At 52.1% G+C, this 16,595-nt stretch carries 21 protein-coding genes and 1 tRNA gene; 14 read left to right on the forward strand and 8 right to left on the reverse strand.

From position 1 onward, the window contains the following. Positions 1–1,152 precede the first annotated feature (1,152 nt). The 4 genes from SIB41_RS08075 to SIB41_RS08090 all read right to left on the reverse strand — a co-directional run bounded on the left by SIB41_RS08075 (position 1,153) and on the right by SIB41_RS08090 (position 4,249). A complete protein-coding gene (locus tag SIB41_RS08075; protein ID WP_413358092.1) occupies positions 1,153–1,743 on the reverse strand; it encodes an L-threonylcarbamoyladenylate synthase in 591 nt (196 codons plus the stop codon). After that, positions 1,715–2,635, reverse strand: coding sequence for a peptide chain release factor N(5)-glutamine methyltransferase (prmC, locus tag SIB41_RS08080; RefSeq protein WP_413358094.1), 921 nt, complete (start codon positions 2,633–2,635; stop codon positions 1,715–1,717). Before prmC ends, SIB41_RS08075 begins: the two co-directional genes overlap by 29 nt. A gap of 9 nt (positions 2,636–2,644) precedes the next feature. After that, entirely contained in the window at positions 2,645–3,703 is a 1,059-nt protein-coding gene (locus SIB41_RS08085; RefSeq protein ID WP_413358096.1) for a DNA-processing protein DprA, read from the reverse strand. A gap of 90 nt (positions 3,704–3,793) precedes the next feature. After that, positions 3,794–4,249: an acyl-CoA thioesterase gene (locus SIB41_RS08090; protein WP_011131029.1), complete on the reverse strand. Its 456-nt coding sequence runs from the start codon at positions 4,247–4,249 to the stop codon at positions 3,794–3,796. Between the two features lie 301 nt (positions 4,250–4,550). Between SIB41_RS08090 and SIB41_RS08095 the strand changes: the two genes are divergently transcribed. Further along, a complete protein-coding gene (locus SIB41_RS08095; protein WP_413358098.1) occupies positions 4,551–4,688 on the forward strand; it encodes a hypothetical protein in 138 nt (45 codons plus the stop codon). A gap of 86 nt (positions 4,689–4,774) precedes the next feature. Here the strand turns inward: SIB41_RS08095 and psbM are convergent, their stop codons facing one another. Both psbM and SIB41_RS08105 read right to left on the reverse strand, forming a co-directional pair. Beyond that, entirely contained in the window at positions 4,775–4,879 is a 105-nt protein-coding gene (gene psbM, locus SIB41_RS08100; RefSeq protein ID WP_011131030.1) for a photosystem II reaction center protein PsbM, read from the reverse strand. Between the two features lie 155 nt (positions 4,880–5,034). Beyond that, positions 5,035–5,397: a 2Fe-2S iron-sulfur cluster-binding protein gene (locus SIB41_RS08105; RefSeq protein WP_041384630.1), complete on the reverse strand. Its 363-nt coding sequence runs from the start codon at positions 5,395–5,397 to the stop codon at positions 5,035–5,037. 251 nt (positions 5,398–5,648) lie between these two features. Between SIB41_RS08105 and psbB the strand changes: the two genes are divergently transcribed. The 9 genes from psbB to SIB41_RS08150 all read left to right on the forward strand — a co-directional run bounded on the left by psbB (position 5,649) and on the right by SIB41_RS08150 (position 13,830). Further along, entirely contained in the window at positions 5,649–7,181 is a 1,533-nt protein-coding gene (gene psbB, locus SIB41_RS08110) for a photosystem II chlorophyll-binding protein CP47 (protein ID WP_063400749.1), read from the forward strand. Positions 7,182–7,232: 51 nt separating this feature from the next. Beyond that, positions 7,233–7,340 (forward strand): photosystem II reaction center protein T, encoded by a 108-nt coding sequence (locus SIB41_RS08115; RefSeq protein WP_011131033.1) that lies wholly within the window; start codon positions 7,233–7,235, stop codon positions 7,338–7,340. A gap of 212 nt (positions 7,341–7,552) precedes the next feature. Further along, a complete protein-coding gene (nrdR, locus tag SIB41_RS08120; RefSeq protein WP_413358101.1) occupies positions 7,553–8,029 on the forward strand; it encodes a transcriptional regulator NrdR in 477 nt (158 codons plus the stop codon). A 101-nt stretch (positions 8,030–8,130) separates the two neighbouring features. Next, entirely contained in the window at positions 8,131–9,234 is a 1,104-nt protein-coding gene (locus SIB41_RS08125; RefSeq protein WP_063405239.1) for a 30S ribosomal protein S1, read from the forward strand. 16 nt (positions 9,235–9,250) lie between these two features. After that, positions 9,251–10,027 carry an HAD family hydrolase gene (locus SIB41_RS08130; protein WP_413358103.1) on the forward strand — a complete coding sequence of 259 codons (777 nt, stop codon included), beginning with the start codon at positions 9,251–9,253 and terminating at the stop codon, positions 10,025–10,027. Positions 10,028–10,070: 43 nt separating this feature from the next. After that, positions 10,071–11,330, forward strand: a complete 1,260-nt coding sequence (metK, locus tag SIB41_RS08135; RefSeq protein ID WP_413358105.1) for a methionine adenosyltransferase — start codon at positions 10,071–10,073, stop codon at positions 11,328–11,330. A 7-nt stretch (positions 11,331–11,337) separates the two neighbouring features. Further along, the gene (locus SIB41_RS08140; RefSeq protein WP_413358107.1) at positions 11,338–12,621 is read left to right on the forward strand and encodes an FGGY-family carbohydrate kinase; all 1,284 of its coding nucleotides are present in this window, start codon (positions 11,338–11,340) and stop codon (positions 12,619–12,621) included. A 189-nt stretch (positions 12,622–12,810) separates the two neighbouring features. Next, positions 12,811–13,086 carry a DUF2470 domain-containing protein gene (locus SIB41_RS08145; protein WP_063405231.1) on the forward strand — a complete coding sequence of 92 codons (276 nt, stop codon included), beginning with the start codon at positions 12,811–12,813 and terminating at the stop codon, positions 13,084–13,086. An 81-nt stretch (positions 13,087–13,167) separates the two neighbouring features. After that, positions 13,168–13,830: a ComF family protein gene (locus tag SIB41_RS08150; RefSeq protein ID WP_413358109.1), complete on the forward strand. Its 663-nt coding sequence runs from the start codon at positions 13,168–13,170 to the stop codon at positions 13,828–13,830. 134 nt (positions 13,831–13,964) lie between these two features. Here the strand turns inward: SIB41_RS08150 and SIB41_RS08155 are convergent, their stop codons facing one another. Then, positions 13,965–14,159, reverse strand: a complete 195-nt coding sequence (locus SIB41_RS08155; protein WP_413358111.1) for a hypothetical protein — start codon at positions 14,157–14,159, stop codon at positions 13,965–13,967. A gap of 368 nt (positions 14,160–14,527) precedes the next feature. Here SIB41_RS08155 and SIB41_RS08160 point away from each other — a divergent pair. Together SIB41_RS08160 and SIB41_RS08165 are read left to right on the forward strand one after the other, a co-directional pair. Continuing rightward, a tRNA-Phe gene (locus tag SIB41_RS08160) sits at positions 14,528–14,600 on the forward strand. 10 nt (positions 14,601–14,610) lie between these two features. Continuing rightward, positions 14,611–14,865, forward strand: a complete 255-nt coding sequence (locus SIB41_RS08165) for a hypothetical protein (RefSeq protein ID WP_011131041.1) — start codon at positions 14,611–14,613, stop codon at positions 14,863–14,865. An 8-nt stretch (positions 14,866–14,873) separates the two neighbouring features. On the opposite strand, the gene SIB41_RS08170 is transcribed toward SIB41_RS08165, so the two are convergent. Then, positions 14,874–15,344 (reverse strand): hypothetical protein, encoded by a 471-nt coding sequence (locus tag SIB41_RS08170; RefSeq protein ID WP_413358113.1) that lies wholly within the window; start codon positions 15,342–15,344, stop codon positions 14,874–14,876. Positions 15,345–15,872: 528 nt separating this feature from the next. On the opposite strand from SIB41_RS08170, the gene SIB41_RS08175 reads away from it, so the two are divergent. Together SIB41_RS08175 and SIB41_RS08180 are read left to right on the forward strand one after the other, a co-directional pair. Continuing rightward, complete coding sequence (locus tag SIB41_RS08175) at positions 15,873–16,061, forward strand: hypothetical protein (protein ID WP_413358115.1); 189 nt, start codon at positions 15,873–15,875, stop codon at positions 16,059–16,061. Beyond that, positions 16,051–16,584, forward strand: a complete 534-nt coding sequence (locus SIB41_RS08180) for a phycobiliprotein lyase (RefSeq protein WP_413358117.1) — start codon at positions 16,051–16,053, stop codon at positions 16,582–16,584. Before SIB41_RS08175 ends, SIB41_RS08180 begins: the two co-directional genes overlap by 11 nt. The last annotated feature ends 11 nt before the right edge of the window (positions 16,585–16,595 follow it).

Raw genomic sequence — 16,595 nt, forward strand, 5'->3', positions numbered from 1 at the left:
ATGCGGCAAGAAAAATAAACTCTGTAATTTATTACCAAGCATGACTTTGCATTGTCTACAATGAAATTGCTAGAAGGCAATCATGAAAGCGAGTCATTAAGACTACGAACAGGGTATATCACAGGAACAAAATCACGCTTAGGTATCAATGCTGCCAAGGTTAAATGAAGACGATCTAGTTTTAGACAAGAAAGCATTTGGACTTGACATCAAACACGAAGTAGTAAAGTTTTTAGCTGATCAGGAGATTCCTCAACAGGGAAATTTCTCTTGAAAACAGCTGCAAGCAAGATTTTCTGTAGTTTTTCTAAACTTTGGCCTTTGCAAAAAAATAACGGCTGGCACCAAAATTCAAATGGTCACTATCTGTTTGATCGAAACAATGCAAGTGCTGGGGAAGAGTGACAATATTGATCAAATCACCATCATCAATCTTCCTATTAGCAGTTCATAAGTCTCACAAAAGAGCAAATGCAACTATCCCCAGACAAATCAATCGGCAACTGTCACCTCTTGCTGCAGCGCCTAGGCCACATAGCATGACTTGCAGACGCAACGCAAATTCAACAGGGCTATTTTTTGCCAACCCATTCGCCCATCTAATACACAGCAATTCGCCTAATACTCAAACAAAATATCAAAACGCCCCAAAAGCGCATCTATTGTTAAGGTCTTGGCACTTCGGCTCTGGTATTTCTATCTTTAAAAAGCACATCAAGGTGTTGGGTGAAGCTCACAAAACTCTCTCAATCAGAGTTCGATAGAGGCTGTGAGCTCAACAATGTCTTAAAAGAGTGCTGGAAAGCTTTTTACAGCCTGACAGCTCAAATGAATAATGTAGAGACAGATAGCACAAAATATCTTCAACTCGATAGGCTTCGCCAGACTTGTGAAAAAAACATCGACGAATTCAAGCAGGAGCTAGATGAACTCAACTGGCTGATACGAATAGGGATTCGTGACTAGGCCGCAGAGCAGCAAAAGCTTTACCACCAATCAACAACAGCTCTTCTCTTTACAAGCAACAACCTCAACAAATCACCGCGTTGGAGACGAGTTTCAGAGATCACTCAAGTGGTCTCTGAAATGCACCTCTTAACAAGTTCGGTTCGACCATTTGAATCGTCAGGCTCTCTTGATCAGGCGATTCATTCAAAGCTCAAGCACCACTGCACCACGTCGTAACTCATGCCAACGCCCGGCCCCTTGCCAAGCCACCACCGTGCTGGCCAAACCAGAAGGCGTCGGCCATGGCAATGGCCCCAACAATGGCAATCCTGGGAAACAAGTATGAGCAGCATCTGCCGAGAAAGTGGGTGCAGATCCAGACAAATTCGCGCTCGTGGTAGCTAGTGGCCCGCTCTGCTTCAGCAAGGTCCTCAGCATTCCACAATCCGGTACTCGCAACCCAAGCGTGAAAGCTCCAGGGTTAAGAGCCTCAACAAGCACACCCGAAGCCGGTACAACCAAGGTGAGGGCCCCTGGCCAATAGCGCCTGGCCATCGACCAGGCATCCTCCAAAGCAAGCGGCAAAACATGCGCAAGTAACTCTTCAGGAGTAGCTCCCATCAGGATCAGAGGTTTGTCGGCCGACCTCTGCTTGATGGTCCACAACTGTGCAGCGTGAACAGGAGCGGCCGCCAAAGCTGGCAAGGTGTCTGTGGGCAACAATGCCGCTGAACCAGCATGCAATCTGGATGCCAAGGCACTGGCGTCAAGAACAGCCGAGGGCAGAACTGCCATGGTTCAAAGAGTCTTGATAATCAGGATGCCGAGCAATGGCAAAGCGCCTTACCCCCAGTAAATCTGACTTGTAGTCCACATTCTCCAAACCCTGCTGACGCATCAAAGCCAGCACGGCATCGCTCTGGTCATGGTGGTGTTCCAAGAACAGCCAACCACCAGGCTCTAAGGCCTGCATGGCACCAGCAATGATTTGACGAGTGGCCACCAACCCATCGGCTCCCCCGTATAGAGCCAAATGCGGCTCATGATCACGGACCACGGGTTCAAGTTGAGCCATTACAACTTCTGGGATGTAGGGAGGATTGACCAGTACCAAGCTGAACTCTCCCCACCAAGGCCGCAAAGGCTCCCACCAACTGCCCTGATGCAGCTGCCATAAGGCATGGGGCGCAAGCCTTTGCAAGTTCCGTTTCGCCAAAGCCAAGGCCTCGATGCTGCAATCCACTGCATGTCCACGCCAAACAGGGAGAGCGCGAGCCAACGCCACAGCTAGTGCTCCTGACCCTGTCCCCAAATCGGCCCAGCGACCAAAAGGTTTCCGAACCAATGCTTGCAAAGCAAAATCCACCAACAGCTCCGTCTCTTGTCGGGGAATCAATGCCACCGCACTGACCTCCAGCTCAAAATCCCTCCAATGGCAGTAACCGATCAAATGCTGAAGAGGAATGTGATGATCAAGATGTTGCTTCCAGATCATTGCGAGCTGATCAAGAGATCGCTCAAGCAGCACTGAACGGCGTGGGTCGAGATAAAGCTGCTGAAGATCGCTCCAGCGCAAACCTCCACCCAAATCAAGCAACCAGTCAAAATCAACAGCACGGCCTCCTTCAGCCAACTGCAAACGACGCCAGGCCAATAGCTCTGCTGCGGAAATCTCCAGCAATGCCATCGAAACAGGCTAGGCCAAACGCCAATACAACCCAGGCTCTGCCACCAAAACCCCCTGAAGCTCCAACTGAAGCAATTGTTCTGTCAATCGCGCCGAAGACAGATTCAGACAGGTCATCAAATCCTCCAGGGACGCCCCATCGCCAATGGCCTTTAACAGTGCTGTATTGCCATGCTGGCCGGCTGGTGCGCTAGGGCGAGAACCAGACAAATGAACAGCAACCGAAGGAGAATGAACCGCCAGCGGACCAGCACCAAGTTGTTTTACAAGAGCTTCAGGGCTTAGCAAAGGGGAAGCCTGATCCAACAACAAAGCATTGCTACCGAGAGCCGACCATCGCCTTGCATCTCCGGGCACGACCAACAGCTGACATTGCTGCTCTATTGCCCGCCGCGCTGTAATCAAGGCTCCACTTCTCTCGGGGCACTCGACGACGACCACAGCCTTTGCCAAGGCCACCAATAGGCGATTACGGGCAGCAAAACAACCGCGCTTGACCAAAGTCTCCCGGGGCTGCTCTGTGACTAGCAGCCCTTGAGCCGCTACCAGAGCTTGAAGGCCCTCATTCTGCCGGGGATAGACCTTATGCAACGGTGTGCCCAGCACGCCCACAGGCGCACCACCGCCTTCCAAACAGCCGCGATGGGCAGCCGCATCAATCCCTTCTGCAAGGCCACTAATCACAGGCCAACCCGCTAGTGCCAAAGCACGACCCAATGCTTCCGCCACACGCAAACCATGGTTCGAAGGCCGTCGTGTGCCAACAATTGCGACCGCCCTACGGGCCCCAAGGCATCCCAAAAGCTCCTGCCAGCCCTGCCAAAAAAGGGCCAAAGGAGGGCGCTTCAAGGCACGAAACCCTTCCGGCCAAAGCACATCCACAGGCAACAAGACATCCTCCGGCACGTCGACACTTGGGCAAGTTCCCCACTTGCTGCGGTGGAGGCTCAAGTCTTTGAACACGGCTGTCGGCCAGGAGAGCACCTTGCGCAACCTTTCCTCAGGCCAAGTCCATAGCTCAGCCAGACTGACCTCGTGAGCCTGGCCTAGCGCCTCGAGGTCCCCCATTCGAGCAGCTCCAATCCCTGGACAGCGGCTCCAAAGCCACCACCAATGCCGAGATTCCACCAGCGAAATAGTACGTATGAACTAATTATCTTACAGGCGAGGTTCGGCCCCCTGCTGTAGTTGCCGCAAAGCACTCGCAAGAGGCTCTGGGGGTTGACGTAGCACCCGCCGCCTCGAGCCCATGACATTGAGCAGCACAAGATCCACCTGAGCATCAGCGACCCGATCCCCTGCCTCCGATGCAAAAACTGTGAACCAGGGCCATCGCACCCCATCGCAGGGCAGAGACCAACTCTCCAGCTCTACCAGCTCACCATGGCGAAGCGCACGACGATAGTGAATCTCAAGACGCACCACAGGCATCTCCAATCCGGCTGCGGAGATGCGCGCATAGGGCAAACCTACCTGCGCCAAAGCCTCCACTCGAGCCTCCTCCAGCCATGCCACATAGGCCCCATGCCACATCACCCCAGCGTGATCTGTGTGCTGCGGTAACACCCGCCTACGCAGCTTCCAAGGCTGAGTCTTCTCACTCTTCATCAGCATGCTGAACTCCTAACTCACTCGCCATAGGCTGCTGCAAAGCCTGGTAAAGCTTGCAAAAGAACCTACTGACCAAGAACTAGCTGGAAGCAATGCTGAAAATGCTCTACCCGAACTGACCTTCCCAAGTTCAAAACAGCTGATAACTGTCGGCTAAGTCTGGATTCCTGAAAGCTGTCCAGCTAGATCGTGAACCCCACCAAAAGAGTTGTAACCCCTTCCCCGCCGAGACATTGGCAAGTTAATGAGAATCAGCCCCAACGCATTGGGTACACCCATCAAGCAAGGATGAATCAAAGCGAGGGTGGCCAAGATGGCGGTTGAAGAGAACGCAGATCTAGTTTCAATTGCTTGGGAGAGTCGCCAACAAGAACTGATCAAGGGCCTTTGGGACCTCGACACGCTGGTTGGGAGTTCCGGTGAGCAACTTCACCTGAGTTGATGAAACCGCTTTAGTCCTGACTGACCAGGACCAAGAACGCAGTTGAGACTGGCAAGCGGATGGCCTTCAAACCAGCAAGAAGTTGATCAGCTTTTGTTGCTGTTGGTCTGGATGTAAAGACCAATCAGAAACAACATCGGAACCGCTACGAACAGAAGGGTGGCTAGGAAGCCGAAGTTGTTTACAGGCATGGCCGCAGAGGATTACTCCGGGAAAGTATCACCCGCAAGCTACCCAAACTGCAATCTGCTCAAGCCTCGTCACCGGGCGTAGCAGCCCACGCCCTTTCAAAACCAGCTGAGATCACACCATCAAACCCCTCTGATTCGAGGGGTTTGATGGCCTATTAAGACAGCTTTTGCGCACGCGCCGCCTCAAGACGACTCTTGGCATTAAGCAGGGCTTCCTGTGGTCGAGTCACGACGATCACTGACGACATAACAATGGTCTGACAAGCAAGGCGCCAATTCTCAGGGCGGCGCTTGAGCTTGATTTCCTCAACCTCAGTTCGTGGTGAAAGCGCACCAACTTTGCTTTCCCCCTCAATTCCAACAAAACAAGTAATGCACTGACCACAACCTCCACAGTTCCCCAACTTTCCTTTCAGCCCATAGAGCTCCATCCCCTCGCGCAAGGCAACCTCCCTGAGATTTTCGCCTTGCTTGCACTCAACATCTTTGCCTTCCCGGACAAAGCGAATGATGGGCATGGATCTGGAACGCAAAAGACAAACCATTTTGTCTCAAGCGCGGCATTGCAGTTTGTAACCAAGCCTGAATATCAGCAAAACCTCAGCCTGAGGAAATCGATAGCCCTCCAAACACACTCTTTTAAGAGCTATTCATGTATCACTGCACGTTGCAGCTAGCGACAACCTTCTCCACACTTAATGGTGAACGTCTTACGATCTGCGGGTCTGGCTGCATTAGCAGCTTCGTTTCGTTCCCCCGAACCTGACCCATGGGATTGCCCTGGTATCGGGTGCACACGGTCGTCATCAACGACCCCGGCCGACTTCTGGCCGTGCACCTCATGCACACAGCCCTGTTAGCCGGCTGGGCCGGCTCCATGGCCCTCTACGAATTAGCCATCTTCGATCCTTCGGATCCCGTCCTCAACCCCATGTGGCGGCAAGGCATGTATGTCATGCCGTTCATGACCCGCTGCGGAATTACTGGCAGCTGGGGGGGCTGGAGCATCACCGGTGAAACCGGTGTTGATCCAGGCCTCTGGAGCTTCGAAGGTGTTGCTGCCGCTCACATCATCTTCAGTGGCCTGTTAATGCTGGCCGCAATCTGGCACTGGACCTACTGGGATCTTGATCTTTGGCTAGATCCACGTACTCAAGAACCTGCTTTAGACCTTCCAAAAATCTTCGGCATCCACCTGACACTTGCAGGTGCCGTTTGCTTCGGCTTTGGAGCCTTCCATCTATCTGGACTTTATGGTCCTGGGATGTGGGTCTCTGATTCCTATGGACTAACAGGTCATATGGAGAATGTCGCGCCCGAATGGGGTGCTGCAGGATTCAACCCCTTCAGCCCAGGCGGCATTGTGGCGAACCACATTGCTGCAGGAATCTTTGGATTCCTTGGTGGCCATTTCCAAATGCTCAACCGCCCACCTGAAAGGCTTTACAAAGCCCTTCGCATGGGCAATATCGAAACAGTCTTAGCCAGTGGTTGTGCTGCTGTTTGTGCAATTGCTTTCATCGTTTCAGGAACGATGTGGTACGGATCTGCAGCCACACCTGTTGAACTGTTTGGACCTACCCGTTATCAGTGGGACCAAAATTTCTACAGAACTGAAATCAACCGTCGTGTCCAGTCAGCCATGGATGAAGGCGCTACTCAAGAGGCGGCATATGCCGCTATCCCTGAGAAGCTTGCCTTCTACGACTACGTAGGTAACAGCCCTGCAAAGGGTGGTCTATTTAGGGTTGGTGCCATGGTGAATGGCGACGGTCTTGCTACTGGCTGGCTCGGCCACATCACCTTCAAAGACAAGGCAGGCAATGATCTGCAGGTCCGTCGCATCCCTAATTTCTTCGAGAACTTCCCTGTGTTACTTGAAGATCAGAATGGCGTCGTGCGTGCTGACATCCCCTTCCGCCGTGCTGAAGCAAAGAATTCCTTTGAGCAGCAAGGCGTAACGGCAACCATCTATGGCGGTTCCATGGATGGGAAAACCTTCACTGATACCGCTGATGTGAAGCGTCTGGCTCGCAAGGCTCAGCTTGGTGAAGCCTTTACTTTCGACCGCGAGACCTATGCTTCGGATGGTGTTTTCCGAAGCTCACCTCGAGGCTGGTTCACCTTTGCTCACGTCAACTTTGCGCTCTTGTTCCTATTCGGCCACTGGTGGCATGCAGCTAGGACCTTGTACCGCGATGTGTTTGCCGGTATCGATCCTGACCTTGGCGACCAAGTTGAATTCGGTGTTTTCCAAAAGTTGGGCGACGCTTCTACTCGTCGCGTTCCAGGGCAAACTTAAGCCTTCCACAGGAACTACACCTTCAGCTGATCGACCTTACGGAGACTCTCAATGGATGCTTTTGCTTACACCCTCTTAATGACCCTGGTGGTTGCCACTCTGTTCTTCGCGGTTGCATTCCGTGATCCGCCGAAAATCGGCAAAGACAGTGGCAAATAAAACGCCAATCTCTTCAAAGCCCCGCTTCCGCGGGGCTTTTTTTTGTCTTTAAGCACTTCTTCCTCCAATCTCGTTGATCCAAATAATCATGCAGTCTCATTGTCTCGCAAAGGATTTACAGCACTAAAGCCTGAGAATGCAGTTCAACAGGTCCTTCTCAAGGCTCGAATTACTGTCTAGACTTAGTTCACTAAGTTTGGAGTCTTACGGGCATGCAATGCCCCTCCTGCCAAAACACTGATAGTCGGGTACTTGAATCCCGCGCTGCTGATGCCGGGCGAAGTGTAAGAAGGCGCCGTGAATGCTTACATTGCGACTTTCGCTTCACGACCTACGAACGCGTCGAAACTGTTCCAATCACAGTTTTGAAGCGTAATGGCAATAGGGAGATTTTCAATCGCAGTAAAATCCTTAATGGCCTTACGCTGGCCTGTCAAAAAACCGGTCTCGAGCAAGACAGACTTGAGTCAATGGTGAACGAGCTTGAACTGCAACTTCAGCAAAGAAGTGGGCGTGAAGTGAATAGTGCTGAAATCGGCGAAATGGTTTTGGACCAACTATCGCAAATGAGCGAGGTCGCTTACGTACGCTTTGCGTCGGTATATCGTGATTTCCGTGGAGTTAATGATTTCGTAGCAGCACTTGAAGGCATTCATGCCAACAAGGAACAGCTCGCAGCCGTTCGCTGAGAATAAGGAGTCAATCTGTAGAGTGATCAATTAATTCCGAAAGGTCGGCGGGCCACTCGGATTTCCTTGCGCACTGCCATAGGGCAGACCGCCATCCAACAATGTCTGCGACTCCTACTGAACAAGTTCAGGACTCTGCTGCTGATAGCACTAGCAGCGAGCAGGTAATCAATACCACTTCTGAAACAGCCGAAGCTGCCAAGCAAGCCTTGGTTGAAGAAGACCTGAGCATTCCAGAGGATGTCCCAACAGCCGATGACCCGAGCAGCCGAGCAGCCAAAAACGACCTGAGTGGAGCTGGATTCACCCTCGATGAATTTGCATCACTACTGAGCAAGTACGACTACAACTTCAAGCCAGGTGACATTGTCAACGGCACGGTATTTGCCCTTGAATCAAAGGGCGCAATGATCGACATCGGGGCCAAGACCGCAGCCTTCATGCCCCTTCAGGAAGTGTCGATCAATCGGGTCGAAGGACTCAGCGACGTCTTACTTCCTGGAGAGATCCGCGAGTTCTTCATCATGAGTGAGGAGAACGAAGACGGACAACTCTCCCTTTCAATCCGCCGCATCGAATACCAACGTGCATGGGAACGGGTAAGACAGCTCCAAAAGGAAGATGCCACCATCTACTCCGAAGTCTTTGCGACCAATCGCGGGGGTGCCCTGGTCAGGGTGGAAGGCCTGAGAGGGTTCATCCCCGGATCACACATCAGCACCCGCAAGCCAAAGGAAGAGCTTGTCGCGGACTTCCTACCTTTGAAATTCCTCGAAGTCGACGAAGAACGCAATCGCTTGGTACTGAGCCATCGCCGTGCTCTGGTTGAAAGGAAGATGAATCGCCTCGAGGTTGGCGAAGTCGTCATCGGCGCCGTTCGCGGCATCAAGCCCTACGGAGCCTTCATCGACATCGGTGGCGTGAGTGGCCTACTTCACATCTCCGAAATTAGTCACGAGCATATCGAGACCCCCCACTCGGTTCTTAACGTGAATGATCAGATGAAGGTCATGATCATCGATCTCGATGCGGAGAGAGGTCGAATTTCACTATCTACCAAGGCCCTTGAGCCCGAACCCGGAGACATGCTTACCGATCCACAAAAGGTTTTTGACAAAGCTGAAGAGATGGCCGCCCGCTACAAGCAAATGCTGCTCGAGCAGGCCGAGGAAGGCGAAGATCCAGAAGTTGTCCCCCTCGACTAATCCTGATAGCTAGCCCATGCCTCAACTATTGCTGAGGGGGACGCCCATCGGCAAGATCCAAGGGGTGCTGTTCGACAAGGATGGCACCCTTTGCCATAGCGAACCCCATCTGCTCACTCTGGCAAAGGGAAGAATCGCACAAGCCATTCGTCGGTTTCACGGAGGGAATGCCAGCAAAAGTGTGGTTTGCAAAATTGAGGAGCTTCTCTCTGCTGCCTATGGCCTCAACGCTGAAGGACTCGATCCAGGCGGAACCATCGCCGTAGCGTCAAGGCATCACAACTTAATCTCCACAGCAACGGTGTTCTGTCTGCTCGGAGAAGGCTGGCCACAGGCTCTTGCTCTGGCCAATGAAGTGTTCGCAGCTGTGGATGCTCTTGAGAATGAAGTGCCCTGCCTAGTAACAACAAGGAGTCTGCTACCAGGTGCCCTTACGGTCTTGCAAGCGCTGCGACAACAAGGGGTGATCTGCGCCGTGATTAGCAATGACAGCGCCTCAGGGATTGAGACCTTCCTGAACCAAAACAATCTTCATGACACGGTGACCGAGCTCTGGAGCGCTGAGCATCGACCAGCTAAGCCCAATCCAAATGCCGTCAAAAGACTCTGCCAGTTAATGGGATTAGCCCCCGCCCAGTGCGCCTTGATTGGTGATGCCGATTCCGATTTACAGATGGCTCGACAGGCTGGTATAGGTCTCAGCCTTGGTTACATGGCCGGCTGGAATCAACCACCAAAACTGACGAACTACCACCACCTTATCCACCACTGGAATGATCTAGCCGTCAAGTAGCCGTCAAGGCAGACCCTAAAATTACGCATAACTTCAGTTCTCCATGAGCCGTTACGTCTTCACCTCTGAGTCCGTCACAGAAGGGCATCCCGACAAGATCTGTGATCAAGTAAGTGATGCCGTTCTAGACGCCCTACTCGCTCAAGACCCCAGCAGCCGAGTTGCCTGTGAAACAGTTGTCAATACAGGGCTCTGCCTCATTACAGGCGAAGTGACCTCAAACGCCCAGGTTGATTTCATCCATCTTGTTAGGAACGTAATCCGCGAGATTGGCTATAGCGGTGCTCGTGCAGGTGGGTTTGATGCCACGAGTTGCGCCGTGCTCGTTGCCCTGGATCAACAATCACCAGACATCGCCCAAGGGGTTAATGAAGCCGATGACCATTCAGGTGACCCTCTTGACAAGGTGGGAGCCGGAGACCAAGGGATCATGTTTGGCTACGCCTGCGACGAGACCCCTGAGCTGATGCCCTTACCCATCAGCCTCGCCCATCGCCTTGCCCGTCAACTCGCTGCAGTCCGTCATGACGGGTCTCTGAGCTACTTGCTACCTGATGGGAAGACCCAAGTCAGTGTGGTCTACGAAAACGACCGTCCTGTCGCGATCGACACAATTTTGATCTCCACTCAACACACCTCGGAGGTAGAGGGCCTCTCGGATGAGAATGGAATCCGTGAGCGGATCACTCAAGACCTCTGGACCCATGTCGTAGAACCAGCGACTGCTGACCTCCCCCTCAAACCCAATCGTGAGGTGACCCGCTTTTTAGTCAATCCAACCGGTAAGTTTGTGGTAGGAGGCCCCCAGGGGGATGCTGGCCTTACTGGCCGAAAGATCATCGTAGATACCTACGGCGGCTATGCCCGCCATGGTGGTGGAGCCTTTTCCGGCAAAGACCCAACCAAAGTGGACCGCTCTGCCGCCTACGCCGCAAGATTTGTGGCCAAGTGTCTTGTAGCAGCAGGCCTCGCTCAACGTGCAGAGGTGCAACTGAGCTATGCCATTGGCGTGGCTAAACCCGTCTCGATCCTAGTGGAATCTTTTGGCACCGGAAAAGTGACGAATGACGAACTCACAGCCTTGGTGCAAGACCATTTTGACCTGCGACCTGGTGCCATCATTGAACAATTCAAGCTACGACAGCTGCCTCAACAACGCGGAGGACGGTTCTACCAAGACACTGCTGCCTATGGCCACTTCGGCCGCCCTGATCTAAAGCTTCCCTGGGAAGACGTTACGGACAAGGCCTCCACTCTGCTTCAAGCAGAGGCCCAACAACAAAAACAGGGAAGCAGCCTCTAGAAACCCCATGCCTAACGCGTCCCTGGCGCTCGGCATCGACCTTGGCACCAGCGGCGTACGGCTTGCCGTGCTCAACGAGCAGGGCAAGCTGATCCACACAAGCAAAGCGGACTATCCAAAAGGGGTTGAGAGTCCTGAAGACTGGAAAACCTGCTGCACAGAGCTGATTCGTGCTTTACCTAGCAGCCTGCGACAAAACCTGGGTGCAGTCGCTATCGATGGCACATCAGGAACACTGCTGGCCTGCGACCGCTCTGGCAAACCACTCGACACAGCCCTGCCATATCACCTGAGCTGCCCGGAACAAAGGCCAACACTCATCTCCCTTGTATCCCATGAAGAACCAGCCGCAAGTGTGAGCAGCAGCCTGGCAAGAGCTCTACGACTCATCAGCACACATGGCCCCTCTGTTCTGCTTCGCCATCAAGCGGACTGGATCAGCGGCTGGTTGCTAGACAATTGGGGCTGGGGAGAAGAAGGCAACAACCTGCGCTTGGGCTGGAATTTGATTAATCAGGCCTGGCCTACCAGCTTTGCCGAGACAGCCTGGCGGTCAGCACTTCCTGAGATCGTAAGCAGCGGCAAAGTTCTGGGTACGGTGGCACCTGAGCAGTCCCAAAGCCTTGGCCTACCGAAACAACTCCTCGTAGTAGCAGGGACCACCGACGCCAATGCTGCTGTTTTAACTGCCAATGCAGGTCCCGACGACGGCATTACCGTGCTGGGCAGCACTCTTGTGCTTAAACGTTTTACGGAAGGTCCAATCCGTGGTGCTGGCATCACCAACCATCGCGTTGGCGGACGATGGCTCTGCGGCGGAGCCTCCAATGCCGGGGGCAGCGTCCTTCGACAACTGTTCAGTGATACTCAGCTCAAAGAGTTAAGCCGCCAGATCAATCCAGAGTTGAACAGTGGTCTAATGCTGCGCCCTCTTCCCGGCCCCGGCGAACGCTTCCCAATTGACGACCCCACACTCGAACCACAGCTAACTCCACGACCTGTGAGCGATTCCCTCTACCTCCATGGCCTGCTCGAAGGCCTCGCACACATCGAATTGCAAGGCTGGCAACGTCTCAAAGAACTTGGCGCACCCCCTCCCAAGCAAGTGATCAGCCTGGGAGGGGGTGCCCGCAATCCCCAATGGCGTCGATTAAGAGAACGGATCCTTGGCATACCCGTCAAGACTTGCACCAACCCACCAGCTACCGGAGTCGCCCGTCTGGCCTTGCAAGCGATCTCTCCTCAACACAACTTGGTTAGTACCAAGCAAGAAGCTGATCACCAGCTCTGAATGGTGCTAATCAAATGGCATAACCACATTTTGACTGGACTGGTTGTCATGAAGATAAGTTCAATGAGCTTCAATGTGATCGAACTAGAGAGACTTCCTTCTTGATCAGCGCTTTGACTAACTACTAGTAGGAAGAGCTCACTTCAGGCTCTCCAATCTCTAGTCTCAAAATTCCCAACATCACTGCTGATGAGTTCCGATCCCCTCACCCCTGATGTCAGTGCACGCATCTGTCGCCACATGAATGGCGACCATGCCGAAGCTGTTATGAATTATGCGCGTTACTACGGAGGAATTAAAGACCCACAAACAGCCAAGATGATTTTAATTACCTCAGAAAAGATGGAACTTGAAGTGGATGGGGATGCCTTAGAGATCAAGTTCGACCACACTCTCACCGATAGTGAAGATGCCCATCACACTCTGGTGGCCATGCTGAAAGCCATGCCGAAATCATCTGGCTGATATTGCCTCATAAGGGAACCCTGCCAAAAGAACGAGGGGAATCCTTGCTTCAGAAGCTGAACTGCATTGCTTTCATCCCTGATGCGAGCAGGTCATGCCCTGCTCATGCAACCCCAGTGCCCCATCTGCCGGGCAGCGATTACCTCAGATGCCGAGTGTTCCAAGCCTTGCCTGAACTGTTGCATGAAACTCGATCTACCAGCCGATGGCTTAAGAGGCTTCAGTCCCCTGAACTGGCGGGCGCTGGGTTGGTACGAAGGTCATCTCCGCCGGCTGTTGTTGAATCTGCGTCGCAATCGGAAGCTCTCAGCGATCCACGCCTTAGCAAAACTGCTGACCCCGCTCGTCCCCATCAACGCTGTGCTGGTCCCGATTCCGAGCGAGAAAAGCCTAAGCCGAGCAAATCCTGTACCCCAACTTCTGGCCAGTGGCTTATGCCGTCCCTGCCATGGCCTCTTACGCCGCCGCCATGCAACCGTGGGACAACACCATCTCGACAGACTGCTACGCCAGCGAAATCAAATTCATTCATTCGAAGCGGTGCCAGGCCTTAGCAACAACGCAACTGACTGGTCCTTTAATCGGGTTTGGATTGTTGATGACATCCTCACCACTGGTGCCACAGCTCTGGCAGCCAGAAATTGCTTGCAGAATCTTGGCATTACTGTAGGTGGTGCGATCTGCCTGGCAAAAACCCCAAAACAAAAGAGCAAATACAACCCCAAAACCATTCGCAATGGGTGAGTCTGGCCAACAGGGCGACTGCCAGTCCAGAGGCAATGTTTAGCTTTAGCCGAAAAGATGCATGGTCAAGAATTAGGCCACGAGTCAAAAGAGCGAACGCCGTCATAGATACCAACAGGGCATGGCCTTTACCTTCAATTAAAAAGCGCATAGGGCAGGGAATGGCAGAAAGCCAACAGAGCGACAAGATCAACTGCTCGAAAACGACACCGAGCCACACCGGCAGCCTGAGTAAGCATGAGAATTCCTCTAGCCAGATGGGCCAACCAGGAGGAAACACGCAGGCTGATAGAGCTTTGTCCAACAGACTGCCCCCAGCCCCCGAGCATCAAGTCATAGAAGGGAGGGTGTGAGTCGGTTTTCTGCTAATCGAAGATGGAAAGAACTGCGAGCTAAAACGCCTGAATCACAGTGCGCAGCTCATCACCGCAAAGACTAGAGCGATCGATCAGGCAGAAGGCTTTGATGGCAAAAAACAAGCTCACCATCAAAGCAGGAACGACAACGCCACTGCTGATCTACTGATGAGCTTTGGACTGCCCCCTGAAGCATCATGATCATCGCCGCCAAGACGCGATTGGGTTTGCGCCACAGCAAGGTTGCTGACCCAGCGGCCTAAGGCAATGATTTCATCACCACCCTGGCAAGGCTTTGCCTCACGCAGTGATTTAAGATTCCGAGATCGCGAAGGCGACTAGCCGGGATAGCTCAGTTGGTAGAGCAGGCGACTGAAAATCGCCGTGTCCCCAGTTCAAATCTGGGTCCTGGCATCAATTTAAGATGCCCATTGCCGTGTCTTTCTCTCCGTCCAACGAAAAGAGCGACCGCCTGTTCAATAATGCAGACAATTTTGCGATGATATTTGATGAGGCCTGGAAGAACTATCAGTCTAAAAAAGAGGGAAATAAGCTTAGTCAGGAGACTAAACTAAATCTAGTCCTAGACACGATCAAAGACCACCCATTCCTATTGGGATCTCCATCCATTGCCAAAGAAGTGGCTCAATTTCGCATCCGACTTCTTGATCTGATCTAAAAAATAGATCAGGCTAAAAGCAGATTTGTTTGCGCATCCTCCACGCATTGAGTATCGCCAACATCATCGTCAGAAGCCCCATCTCCATCCTCAAGACACTGATCAACATTCCCCTCTGCCTGGAAATTTTCTGTCTTCAAATTAAAGGTTTGGTCTGATTCACTATTCTCAGGCTTAACCTCTTGAAGGGTCTGCCCTTCTGATGAAATAGCGTAAGCGAGGTTGAACGAGGTACATCGGTCTGGGTCAACGTCTAAAAGCCCCTGAAGGTGCCTCACGCTCTCCTCACTATCAACAAGGAGCTTCTTAGTGGCTTCATGGCAGTCATCATCTTTCAAACATTGACTACTCTCAAGTGTCGCGACCCTTTCTTCAAGCTGAATCAGCCTCAAAATTAAGGCCTCACTCAACTGACTAAAACCATGCAGTTGCTTACTAAGCAACTTTTCGAAAGAGGCCTTATTTTCACTGACCGTCATCAGTTATTTCCCCCCAGAAAGAATCTTGCCGATGGTATCGGTGCCACGCTGCCTGTCCATCTCAGAAGCTTCAACGAGTCAAAGTTGGTTTCATCACTCTTCTCCAATTTCTACTGCGAGACCAAGACAAGCTTGAGCAGATGAAGCAAGAAGCGATTGACTGGTGGCGTAATTTTCCAGAGATTAGATAGAGCTTGTTTTAGTTAGGGCAATCGCCTGGGTCAATGGCCGGGCAGAGAAAGCGAGCAAGACGGTCCGCAGGTATTTATACCTAAGCGACTCCTGATTGTTCTTCTTCTCTCGCCTGCTAGCGACTGACAAGGATGAATCTATAGGTTGATGACCTTATTTCCAAGCCAAAAAAAATCATGAAGCCATGCAAACTGAAAACAATTAAAGATTTTGGCTTCCAGCTCACAGGAAGACACCTCTTGCTTGTTTATCATGGCCAAAGGGAGGTGATTTCCCTGCAAACCATTGAGCTGTCAACAGGGCGACAAACTGAACTTCCCATCACCGACTTTCCCCATGCCTCTGTTTCGCCCCCCTTCAAGTGAACAACCGGGTGATCAATCTGCCCTAACCCCCTCAGGGAAAGAAATTCCCATGGCAATGTCGATGATGGTTGACTCCATGGTACGCATGATTCAAAAAGCCAGTGGCAATCAGCCAAGTGGTCAAAAAGAAGACTCAAACGAATCTCTTGATGAACATTGAGCAGTTCGTTGCTCAATGTGAAGGTACATGGCGGTCAATGCGAAGTAGCCATTCACTAGCCTTCCAACAATTTGAGGAAGTACTAAGCGAGATTCGCATCCAAAAGGTCAATAGCGAAGATCCGGAAGTTATCCAACTCGTCAAGTCCACGACAAGTCACAACAGCATGCCCGTATCGCCGTTCAAAATGGAATGGCAAGCTGAAAGTGACTGGGAGCCAAATGTAAAATCAGAGGTCACATCGGGCTCATGCCTTTTAATACCTATCCCAAAAACCCATGAGAAAGGGGTGATCTTAAGAAGTAGGGGCTATGCAGAAGCTGAAAAAGCTGTCTCAAATTATGAATTCCTATCAGACGGGACTTTCCTGCTGACAACCAAATATGGTCAATCTATTGCTGAGGAGAGAATCTGGTTTGTTTCCAAACACATTCGGTGCCGATCATCAGTTCTACGAACATCAGAAGGCTCAGGCGTCCTGCAAACATCTTTTGCCTCGGAAGTACGCAGGCTAAAAAACTAAAGGATCAACAA

The sequence above is a fragment of the Prochlorococcus sp. MIT 1201 genome (assembly GCF_047303415.1).
In the GTDB taxonomy this organism is placed as follows: Bacteria; Cyanobacteriota; Cyanobacteriia; order PCC-6307; family Cyanobiaceae; genus Prochlorococcus; species Prochlorococcus marinus_D.